This is a genomic window from Isoptericola sp. NPDC057559 (assembly GCF_042801555.1).
Taxonomy (GTDB): Bacteria; Actinomycetota; Actinomycetes; order Actinomycetales; family Cellulomonadaceae; genus Isoptericola.
Genome location: NZ_JBHVFQ010000033.1, coordinates 24,515 through 34,939, shown reverse-complemented (window position 1 = coordinate 34,939; position 10,425 = coordinate 24,515). Strand labels below are relative to the sequence as shown.

Below are 10,425 nucleotides of genomic sequence, written 5' to 3'. Positions count from 1 at the left end.
ATAGGAACCATCAAAGATTCCAAATAATTGGCATTGACTATCAAACACACTGTTGAGTTCTCAAACAACCGACGCACACCCACAAGACCAGAACCTTTCGATTCCGGCCCCGCCGGGGCAACCCCTCAAACTTACCAGATCGTTTTCCCTCTTCCAAATCCCTGATCCGTAGATCCAAGGGAATCGAAAAGACGATCCGATCCCACCGGAAAGAATGCGCGAAGCATCCCGTCCTTGAAGGTGTGGGTTTCAGTCCCGGCCCGGCCACCGGTACCCAGCCTCTCGGCTGTCTCCTCGGTGTCCGTCGGCCCGTCGGGCTGACGTCGTAGAACATTACCCGGATGGAGCGTCCCGTGCAACGTGGCGGAACGTGGCGCGCGCCACGTCCGTCGAGGCCGGCCGTGGAGGGCGTTCTCGACGCCCCGGGCGGTGGGCACCCACCGGGCCCGACGGGCCGGTGGGTGCCCTGCCGGCTCAGGCGCGGACCGTCTCCGGCGCCTTCCCCCGGGCGAGCGCCCGCGCGGCGTCGAACTCGTCGAGCACCACGGCGTCGGGCCGCGGCGTCACGAAGCTGACGACGACCGCGACGAGGAGACCGACCGCGAAGCCCGGGACGATCTCGTACAGGGTGTCCGCGAGCGGGGACCGTCCCCACGCGAACGCGACGACCGCTCCCGCCACCATCCCGGACAGCGCGCCCCACCTCGTGAGCCGTCGCCAGTAGAGGCTGAGGATGACGACCGGTCCGAAGGCGGAGCCGAAGCCGGCCCATGCGAAGCCCACCAGGTCGAGGATCGACGACGTCCGGTCCAGGGCGATCAGGCCGGCGACGAGAGCCACCAGGAGGACTCCCCCGCGGCCGAGCATCACCTCGGCCCGCGTGCCGAGGCGCAGGCCGGTCATCTTCACGAGGTCCTCCACGAGGGCGGACGACGACACGATGAGCTGCGACGAGATGGTCGACATGATCGCGGCCAGCACCGCCGCCAGCACCAGGCCTGCCACCAGCGGGTGGAAGAGGAGCTGGGCGAGGAGCAGGAAGATCGTCTCGGGGTTGTCGACCTCGAGGCCTCGCACGCTGGCGTACGCCACGCCGACCAGGCCGGTCATCACGGCGCCGAGCGCGGTGAGGACCATCCAGGCGATGCCGATGCGCCGGCCGGCGGTCGCGTCCTGCGGCGTCCGGATCGCCATGAAGCGCACGATGATGTGCGGCTGCCCGAAGTACCCGAGGCCCCACGCGAGCGCGGAGACCACGCCGGTCGCGGTGGCTCCCGCGAGGAACGACAGGTGCTGCGTGGTCCCGTCGGCGTCAGCCAGCCGGATGCCCTCCTGCACCGCCGCCCAGCCGCCGAGGTCGACGATCGCGATCACCGGCACCGCGACGAGCGCCGCGAGCATGAGCAGCCCCTGGGCGACGTCGGTCCACGTCGCGCCGAGAAACCCTCCGAAGAGCGTGTAGGCGAGGGTCACGCCGCCCACGACGAGCAGCCCGGTGAGGTAGTCCAGGCCGAACGAGCTCTCGAAGAAGGTCCCGCCGGCCACCATCCCGGAGGAGACGTAGAAGGTGAAGAACACCAGGACGATGACGCCGGCCGCGATGCGCAGCAGGTGCGCGGGGTCGTGCAGACGGTTGTCGAAGAAGCTCGGGATGGTGATCGAGTTGTTCGCGACCTCCGTGTAGGCGCGCAGCCGCGGCGCCACGAACTTCCAGTTGAGCCAGGCCCCGACGGTCAGGCCCACCGCGATCCACGCCTCGACGAGGCCCGTCAGGTAGATCGCGCCCGGGAGACCCATCAGGAGCCACCCCGACATGTCGGAGGCCCCCGCGCTCAGGGCGGCCACGCTCGGGCGCAGCCGCCGGCCGCCGAGCATGTAGTCGTCGAGGTCGTCGGTCCGGCGGTAGGCGGCGTACCCGATGGCCAGCATCGCCAGGAGGTACGCGACGATCGCGATCGTCTGCCAGGTCTGATCGCTCATGCGATCGATCACCCTCTCGGTCGTGTCGTTGCAGCGTCTGGCGCTGGTCGCGCCGACCGCCGCGTGGTGCACGACGGACCGGGGCCAGGTCGGGACGCGGTCGGCGCTGACCTCGCTGCTGTGCCACCCCAAGGGCAAAAAACAACCACGGCCCGATCCCGTGAAGGGATCGAGCCGTGGTGTCTTCGGTGCGCCCGGAGGGATTCGAACCCCCAACCTTCTGATCCGTAGTCAGATGCTCTATCCGTTGAGCTACGGGCGCAGTCCTGATCGGCGCTGTCGCACCGACCGACGTGAACATTACAGGCCCTCGGCCGGTTCCCCAAACCGAGGAACCCCATCGTGATGGACGACACCGGAGCGGGGTCCCGCGGGCCCGCCCTCACCGCGGCCCCACCGTTCCCGGGCAACAGAAAAGGCCCCGGGCGTTCAGCAGCCGGAGCCTTCCTGGCGGAGACGGCGGGATTTGAACCCGCGAACGGGTTGCCCCGTTACCACCTTAGCAGGGTGGCGCACTAGACCAGACTATGCGACGTCTCCTCGCGGCAGCACAGCAACACCGCGGCGCCCACACTAACCGCCGGGGCCGCCCGGGAGCAAAGCCGCGCGCCGTCGACCCCGCCACACCGCGGCCCGCGCTACGGTCTGGCGCATGCTGGACGACGACGACCAGGACCACCGGCATGCCCCCGACCAGGGCCCGGACCGCACCGACCACCGCGGCGACCAGGGCCGCGACGACGACGGCGGCCGCGACGACGACCACGACGACCACGACGACTACGACGTCCTCGTCGTCGGCTCGGGCTTCGGCGGCAGCGTGGCCGCGCTCCGGCTGACGGAGAAGGGGTACCGCGTCGGCGTGCTCGAGGCGGGCCGACGCTTCGCCGACGACGAGCTGCCGCGCACGTCGTGGGACCTCCGCCGCTTCCTCTGGGCCCCCGCGCTGGGCTGCTTCGGCATCCAGCGGATCCACCGCCTCAAGGACGTGCTGGTCCTGGCGGGCGCGGGCGTCGGGGGCGGTTCCCTCGTCTACGCCAACACGCTGTACCGGCCGCTGGACGCGTTCTGGTCCGACCCCGCCTGGGCGCACGTGACCGACTGGAAGGCGGAGCTCGAGCCGTACTACGACCAGGCGGAGCGGATGCTCGGCGTCGTCGACTACCAGCGCACCACCCCGGCCGACGAGGTGATGCGCGACGTCGCGGAGGAGATGGGCGTCGGCCACACGTTCCGCAAGGTCCGGGTGGGCGTGTTCCTCGGCGACGAGGAGGCGGCGGACCCCGACCGACCGTGCGGCTCGCCCGGCCGCGCCGTCCCTGACCCCTTCTTCGGCGGCGCTGGACCGGACCGCCGCCCGTGCCTGCACTGCGGCGAGTGCATGACCGGCTGCCGCCACAACGCCAAGAACACGCTCGTCAAGAACTACCTCCACCTGGCGGAGGGCGCCGGCGCCCTGGTGCACCCCCTGACCACGGCCACCGCCGTCGTGCCCCGGGCCGACGGGGGCTACGAGGTGCGCACCCACCGCACCGGGCGGGCCTGGGCCGGCCGCCGCACCTACCGCGCACGGCAGGTGGTGCTCGCCGCGGGGACGCTCGGGACCCAGCGGCTGCTGCACGCGATGCGGGACAGCGGGGAGCTGCCGCACCTGTCCGACCGCCTCGGGCACCTCACGCGGACCAACTCCGAGGCCCTGCTGGGCGCCATGCGCCCCGTGCGAAGCGGGCAGGTCGGCGAGCCGGACTACACGGAGGGCGTGGCCATCACGTCGTCGTTCTACCCGGACGAGCAGACGCACGTCGAGCCGGTCCGGTACGGGCGTGGCTCCAACGCGATGGGGCTGCTGCAGACCGTGCTGGTCGACGGCGTCGGGCCGGGCGAGGGGCCGCGCTGGCGGCGGTGGCTCGGCGAGCTCTGGCGCCAGCGTCGGAACGTGCCGGCCCTCTACGACCTCCGCGGCTGGTCGCAGCGCACCGTGATCGCGCTCGTGATGCAGAGCCGAGACAACTCGCTCACCACGTTCACGCGGCGCGGCCCGTTCGGGCGGCGGCTCACCTCACGGCAGGGCACGGGCGCGCCCAACCCGACGTGGATCCCCGTGGCCCACGACGCCGTCCGCGCGATGGCGGCCCGCATGGGCGGGCTGGCGGGCGGCAGCGCGGGCGACCCGTTCGACGTCCCGATGACCGCGCACATCCTCGGCGGCTGCACGATCGGGGACTCGCCCGACGAGGGTGTCGTCGACCCGTACCACCGGGTGCACGGCCACCGCGGCCTGCACGTGCTCGACGGCTCCGCCGTGACCGCCAACCTCGGCGTCAACCCGTCCCTGACGATCGCGGCCCAGGCCGAGCGGGCGTGCGCCCTGTGGCCCAACCGCGGCGACGCCGACGGCCGGCCGGCTCCAGGGGCGGCGTACGCCGTCGTCCCGCCCACGACACCGCGCCGCCCCGTCGTGCCGGCCGCCGCGCCGGGCGCCCTGCGCCTGCCGATCGTCGAGATCCGCTGACAGGGGGTCCGGGGGGACGAGGAGCGCCGCCGACGGTGTCCCGTCGGCGGCGCTCCAGGTGGCGGAGGGCGAGGGATTCGAACCCCCGGTGCATTGCTGCACAACGGTTTTCAAGACCGTCACATTAGGCCGCTCTGTCAGCCCTCCCGGGACGGCGGCGCAGGCCGCCGTCCGGCTCAGCAGTGTACCGGCCGGGCACGCCCGCGGCCCCGGACGCCGAGGCGTACCGGGGCCGCGGGAACGACCGCCCGACGGCGACCGTCAGGCCGCGCCGCCGCCTGAGCGCAGCTGGCGCATCGCGAGCTGGACCAGGGCGATGAGCGTCTGCTTCGTCGCCGCGCGCGAGCGCGCGTCCGTGTAGAGCATCGGCACGTGCGCGGGGATCTGCAGCGCCTCGCGGACGTCCTCGAGCCGGTGCTTGGCCACGCCGTCGAAGCAGTTCACGCCGACGACGAAGGGCACGCCCCGCGACTCGAAGTAGTCGATCGCCGGGAAGCACTGCTCCAGCCGGTCCGTGTCGACGAGCACGACGGCGCCGATGGCGCCGCGGATCAGGTCGTCCCACATGAACAGGAAGCGGTCCTGGCCCGGCGTGCCGAACAGGTAGAGCCACAGGTTGCCCGGCAGGGCCACGCGACCGAAGTCCATCGCCACGGTGGTGGTGGTCTTGCGGTCGGACACGCCACCTGCGTCGTCGACGCCGACCGAGTGCTCCGTCATCGCGGCCTCGGTGTTCAGCGGCTCGACGTCGGAGATCGAGCCGATGAACGTCGTCTTGCCGACGGCGAACCCACCGGCGACGACGATCTTCGTGACCGTCGGGGCGCTGGACGGCTGCGCGGAGGCGGCCGCCGGAGCAGCCTGGGCGGGCGCGCCCGGCGCGGGCGTGGACGCCTGGGCCGGCGCCGCCTGCGGGCCGGGCGAAGCCTGTGCCACCGGCGCCTGCGGCGTCTGGACCTGCTGCGCGACAGGGCGCGACGCCTGGGCCACCGGGGCGGCCGCCGGCACGGAGGTGATCGGACCGGGGGCGGGCTGGGCCGCCGGAGCACCGCCGAGCACGCTCTGCCGCTGCGGGGCACCGACCGCCGCCGGAGCGCCGCCGGCCGTCGGCGTGCTCACCGCGCCGACGGTCTGCGAGACCGGCGCCCAGGCCGGGGACATCCCCCCGGACGCACCGGGCGTCGGGCTGTCAGAGGGCGGAAATGCCATTGAGAACACTCTCCAAGACGCTCAGAGACAGGCCCGAGTGGGAACTGCCGTGACCCGTGTGGACGTTCACCGGGGTCGAGGTGTGCACGGTGATGTGCCCCTCCTCCTGCATGTCCGCGACCAGGATGCGGACGACGCCGAGGGGCAGGCGCAGCAGCGCGGAGAGCTCCGCGATCGAGACGTAGGTGTGCGCGGCGTGCTGCAGGATCGCCCGCTTCTCCGGGGTGAGACCCATGCTCGTGACGGCGCCGGGCAGCACCTCGACCAGCGCCTCGAGCGGCAGGTCGGACATGGCGGAACGGACGCGGCCACCGGTGACCGCATAAGGACGCACCGTCGAGGCCTCGTAGCCGTCTGCCGAGTGCGCACCCAGAGAACCGAACGATGCATGCGTCATGGCCGCGACCTCATCCCACCCGCGCGGAGCGCGTCGAGCCGTCCACCGGAAGGTTCCCGCGCATCTCCGAGATCAGCTGCGGGGTGAGCGTGGCCTCGGTGCGGGAGACCAGCAGCGCCATCTCGTAGCCGATGAGGCCGATGTCGCAGGACGACTCGGCGACCACCGCGAGGACGGAGCCGTTCGAGACGTTCATCAGGAAGAGGAACCCGTTGTCCATCTCGATGACGGCCTGGCGCACGTTGCCGCCGTTGAGCTGGCGGGCGGCCCCGCGGGTCAGGCTCGACATGCCGGAGACGATCGCCGCGAGCTGGTCACCGCTGGTGCGGTCGAGCTGGTCGGACATCGCCATGAGCAGACCGTCCGCCGAGACCACCAGGGTGTGGCGGCTGCCCGGGACGGTGCGCACGAAGTTGTCGAGAAGCCACCCGAAGTTGGTCGCTTCAGTACTGAGGGTCACGCTTCCTCCTCGTCAAATACGCCGAAGGCGCAGGTCACCGCTGCTGCGGCGCGGATCCAGGGACATCATTCACGGTCGGGGCGGCCGGCGTCGAGGCCCCGAGGGCACCCGCGTCGTCACGGCCGCGGCTCGTGGCCGACTGGAAGGCCGACAGACGCGAGCGGAGCTGCTCCGGGTCCCGCTCGATGCGGGCCGTGAAACGCTCGGTCGACGCCGAGGACTCCCCTGCCCGCTGGCGCCGTGCCAGGCCGCCCGACACGCTCGAGACCGTCGTCGGGCGGTAGGTCTGCTCGTCGTTCGTCGAAGTCACGTTCCCTTCCTGGAAGACGCCGCGCTGCAGCATCGTGGACATCTCCTCGTACAGGACGGCCGAGGCCATCCACTCCGACCGCGCCTCGACGGTGTCGGGCACGAAGTGCGGGTCCAGCGGGTCGTTGCCACCGGTCTCGGTCGGCCGCAGCGGGAGCACCGAGCCGCCGTACGACGTCGTCGCGGGCTCCTCGCGCTGCTCCGGCCGGACCTCCTCGCGCGGCGCCTCGTACGGCGCCGGGGCGGCGTCGAACGGGGATGCCGCGGGGCGCGGGGTCTCCGGGACCCCCATCGACGCCGGGAACGGCGTCGACGCGGCGGGCGCCGCAGGCTCCTCCGTCGACGGCTTGCGCCCGAACAGGCCACGCTTGCGACCGGACTGCGCCTGCTCGCTCTCGCGGGCCGCGCGGCGCGTGGGCAGGTCGGCGATGAGGTCCTCGAACGCCGGGAGCTCCTGGAACGCGCCCTGCCCGGGCGTGCCCGGGGCCGCGGGGGCGAGCGCCTCGCGCGGCGCCGGGGCCGGGGTGACGGGGTCGAACGACGACGTCGCGGGGGGATCCTGCACCTCGCGCACGACCGGCTCGAACGCCGAGGTGGCCGGGCCGGCGTATGCCACCGGCGCGGGCTCGGGCGCCGGTGCCGGCGCGGGCGCCGGCTCGTACGGGGCCGGCTCGAACGGGGCCGGCTCGAACGCGGCCGGCTCGTACGGCGCGGACGGTGCCTGCTCCACCGGTGCCGGCGCGGCGGCCCGCGTGGGCAGCGCGACGGCCGGTGCCGCCTCCGTGGCGGGACGGTAGGGCTCCTGCGCCACGGGCGCCGGGGCCGGCTCGGGCGCGGGCAGCACCTCCGGCTCGGGCACCGCCACGGGGACGTGCGCCACCGCGGCCGGCTCCTCGGGAGCCACCGGGGCGAACGCCTCCGGGAGCGCGGCCGGGTCCTCCGTGACGGCGTCGAGCTGCAGCGTGCTCTCGGTCTCGGAGGCGTCGATCGACCCCATGGACCGGAAGCTCGAGAACAGCCCCGCGCGCTGGTCGACACCGAGCATCGGCGCCGACACGGGCTCGGGCTCCGCGGCCTGCGGCTCGGGCTCGGCGCGGTGGCGGCTCGGCAGCGAGGAGGCGGAGGCCTCGACCGCGGCCGGCGGGCGCCAGGCGTCCGTCGTCGCCTCGTCGACGAGCTCCGGCAGGTCGGGCGTCGCCAGCGGCGGAAGCACGATCGGGCCGGTGTCGACGCCGGCGTCGGCCGGGGTGGCCTCCGCGGGAGCGTCGGAGCGCCGACGGCGCGGCATGCCGATCGACGTCGTGCCGTCCGTGAGGGCGTCGAGATCCACCGCGACCGCAGCCGGGGGCTCGGGCGCGACGGGCAGCGTCGACGAGATCGCCGGGGTCGGCATCGTGCGCGTGTCGTCGACCGGGACGCCGAACGCCGGCGCCGGCTCGGCGACCGGTGCAGGCGCGGCGAAGGGCGCGGGCTCGGCGAAGGGCGCGGGCTCGGCGGCCGGCAGGGCCCCGATCGGGCCGGAGGCGGGGGCCTCGACCGTGCCGACGAGCTGGCTGCTCAGGCCGGCGGCCGCGCTCTGCGTCGCCGCCTCCAGCGGGTCGGTCGGCTCGGGCAGCGGCAGCGCGTCGTCGGGCAGGAACAGGTCGGCCGGGAAGAGGACCGTCACCTCGGTGCCCTGGCCGCCGTCGCCTGCGCGGAACGTGACGCGCGCGTTGAGGCGGTCGGCGAGCCGGCCGACCACGTAGAGGCCCAGGCGCTGGGCGCCGACGGCGTCCGACGCGGCGCGGCTCGCGGCCTTCGTGTTGGCGTCCGCGATCTCCTCGGGGCTCATCCCCAGGCCGTGGTCGCGGACCGTGACGACGACGCCGCGCTGGTCGCGGGCCGTCGACACCTCGACGGGCGTGTGCGGCTCGGAGAACATCGTCGCGTTCTCCAGCAGCTCCGCGAGGAGGTGCGCGGCGCTCAGGGCGTTGTGCCCGAGCATGTGCGGGTCGACGCCGAGGTTGAGGCGCACGCGGTCGTACAGCTCGATCTCGGAGGACGCCGTACGGACGACGTCGGAGATCGGCATGGGGTTGCGGACGCGGCGGCCGGAGTCGATGCCCGCGAGGACGAGCAGGGACTCCGCGTTGCGGCGCATACGCGTGGCGAGGTGGTCGAGGCGGAACAGGTTCGACAGGGTGCTCGGGTCCTCCTCGGACCGCTCCAGCTCGTCGAGGAACGACAGCTGGCGGTTGAGCAGCACCTGGTCGCGACGGGCCACGTTGACGAACATCTCGGCGATCGAGCCGCGGAGCGCCGCCTGCTCGCGCGCCACGACCATCGTCGTCTCGTTCACCTCGTTGAACGCCGCGGCGAGGCGACCGATCTCGTCGCTCGACTCGACCGGCACCTGGACGAGGTCGACCGACGGGCCCTGGCCGGGCACCGCCATCTGCTCGACCATGCGCGGGAGCCGGTCACGGACGTCCGCCGTCGCGGACGTGAGGCGCGCCAGCGGCTGGACGATGCGGCGGGCGATGAGCAGCGCCAGCAGGAGCGACACGAGCACGACGCCGAACGCGCCGGCACCGGTCAGGATCGCGGTCCGCTGGGCCTGGCCGGCGAGGTCGTCCGCGCGGGTCACGGAGTCGGCGCGCACCTCGTCGCGGATCTCCTGGGTGTCGTCCACCCAGGACTGGGAGAGGTCCCCCCACTTCGCCGCGACCTCGGGCTCGATGCCGGAGGGGTTCCAGTACCGCAGCTGGAGGCGCAGGCGGTCGAGGTCGGCCTCGTACGCCGGGACCTTCAGGCCGCCGGGGATCGCGTCGAGGCGGTCCTGCGCCTCCTTGCGCAGCGTGTCGGTCGACTCGAGCGCCGACGCCATGCGGTTGACGAGCTGGGAGTCGACCGTCTCGCCGGCACCGATCTGCTGGAGCACCGCCGCCACCAGGGGGCGCTCGAGGGTGTTGGCCAGCATGGCCTCGTCGAGGGCGATGTACGCCTGCGCGCGCCGGGTGAGCTGGGGGTCCTCGGAGCTCTGCGCCACCGACCGGGGCACGTCGAGAGCGCTCTCGATGAGCGCGGTGTAGCGCTCGGTCGCCTGCCCCTCCGTGACCTGGTTCGAGGCGACGTTGCGCTGGAGGTCGTCCATCGCGATCCGGTCGCGGATCGTGCGCGCGACGGCGTCCTGGACGTTCGGCGAGAGGTTCGTCGTGGCGAGGGGCTCGAGCGCGTCGTTGCGCGCGTCGAGGGCGACGTCGGTCTTCTCCTGCAGGCCGACGAGCGCCTTCTTCGCGCCCGGCAGCCCCATCCCGACGCCGATGTTCGTCGCGCGCTCGGCGGCGACGGCGGTGCCCGCGTCGTCCTGTGCCTCGAGCGACGCCATCAGCGCGGCGGTCTGCTCGGCCTGCGTGTTCTCCTGCAACGACTGCCAGGTGATCCAGCCCGCCGTCAACGCCAGGACGAAGATCGGCACGGCGAGTGTCGCAAGAATCTTCCCGCGAACGCCCAACCTGCGGAGCATCTGAACCTCTCTCCAACACTGTTCGTCGAGTGCGGGCGACCGTCGCCGTCCGA

6 protein-coding genes and 3 tRNA genes are annotated in these 10,425 nt (G+C 73.1%); 1 reads left to right on the top strand and 8 read right to left on the bottom strand.

Features of this window, described 5'->3' with window-relative positions:
* Positions 1–474: 474 nt before the first annotated feature.
* From putP to ACFU5J_RS19940, 3 genes are all read right to left on the bottom strand, one after another.
* Positions 475–1,980 (bottom strand): sodium/proline symporter PutP, encoded by a 1,506-nt coding sequence (putP, locus tag ACFU5J_RS19950; protein WP_430579882.1) that lies wholly within the window; start codon positions 1,978–1,980, stop codon positions 475–477.
* A 189-nt stretch (positions 1,981–2,169) separates the two neighbouring features.
* Positions 2,170–2,242, bottom strand: a tRNA-Arg gene (locus ACFU5J_RS19945).
* 186 nt (positions 2,243–2,428) lie between these two features.
* Positions 2,429–2,520 (bottom strand) — tRNA-Ser (locus tag ACFU5J_RS19940).
* 112 nt (positions 2,521–2,632) lie between these two features.
* Here ACFU5J_RS19940 and ACFU5J_RS19935 point away from each other — a divergent pair.
* A complete protein-coding gene (locus ACFU5J_RS19935) occupies positions 2,633–4,492 on the top strand; it encodes a GMC oxidoreductase (protein ID WP_430579881.1) in 1,860 nt (619 codons plus the stop codon).
* A gap of 59 nt (positions 4,493–4,551) precedes the next feature.
* Here the strand turns inward: ACFU5J_RS19935 and ACFU5J_RS19930 are convergent.
* The 5 genes from ACFU5J_RS19930 to ACFU5J_RS19910 form a co-directional block, all read right to left on the bottom strand.
* Positions 4,552–4,639: transfer RNA gene (locus ACFU5J_RS19930), tRNA-Ser, on the bottom strand.
* Between the two features lie 114 nt (positions 4,640–4,753).
* Positions 4,754–5,299: a GTP-binding protein gene (locus ACFU5J_RS19925; protein ID WP_380324101.1), complete on the bottom strand. Its 546-nt coding sequence runs from the start codon at positions 5,297–5,299 to the stop codon at positions 4,754–4,756.
* A gap of 382 nt (positions 5,300–5,681) precedes the next feature.
* A complete protein-coding gene (locus tag ACFU5J_RS19920; protein ID WP_380324083.1) occupies positions 5,682–6,098 on the bottom strand; it encodes a DUF742 domain-containing protein in 417 nt (138 codons plus the stop codon).
* A 10-nt stretch (positions 6,099–6,108) separates the two neighbouring features.
* Positions 6,109–6,558, bottom strand: coding sequence for a roadblock/LC7 domain-containing protein (locus ACFU5J_RS19915; RefSeq protein ID WP_380324086.1), 450 nt, complete (start codon positions 6,556–6,558; stop codon positions 6,109–6,111).
* A gap of 34 nt (positions 6,559–6,592) precedes the next feature.
* Positions 6,593–10,324: an ATP-binding protein gene (locus ACFU5J_RS19910; protein WP_430579880.1), complete on the bottom strand. Its 3,732-nt coding sequence runs from the start codon at positions 10,322–10,324 to the stop codon at positions 6,593–6,595.
* Positions 10,325–10,425 lie beyond the last annotated feature (101 nt).

Bases quoted from the DNA above. Each gene is read 5' to 3' on its own strand.
- ACFU5J_RS19935 (WP_430579881.1), top strand. From the start codon at position 2,633: ATGCTGGACGACGACGACCAGGACCACCGGCATGCCCCCGACCAGGGC.
- ACFU5J_RS19920 (WP_380324083.1), bottom strand. From the start codon at position 6,098: ATGACGCATGCATCGTTCGGTTCTCTGGGTGCGCACTCGGCAGACGGC.
- putP (WP_430579882.1), bottom strand. From the start codon at position 1,980: ATGAGCGATCAGACCTGGCAGACGATCGCGATCGTCGCGTACCTCCTG.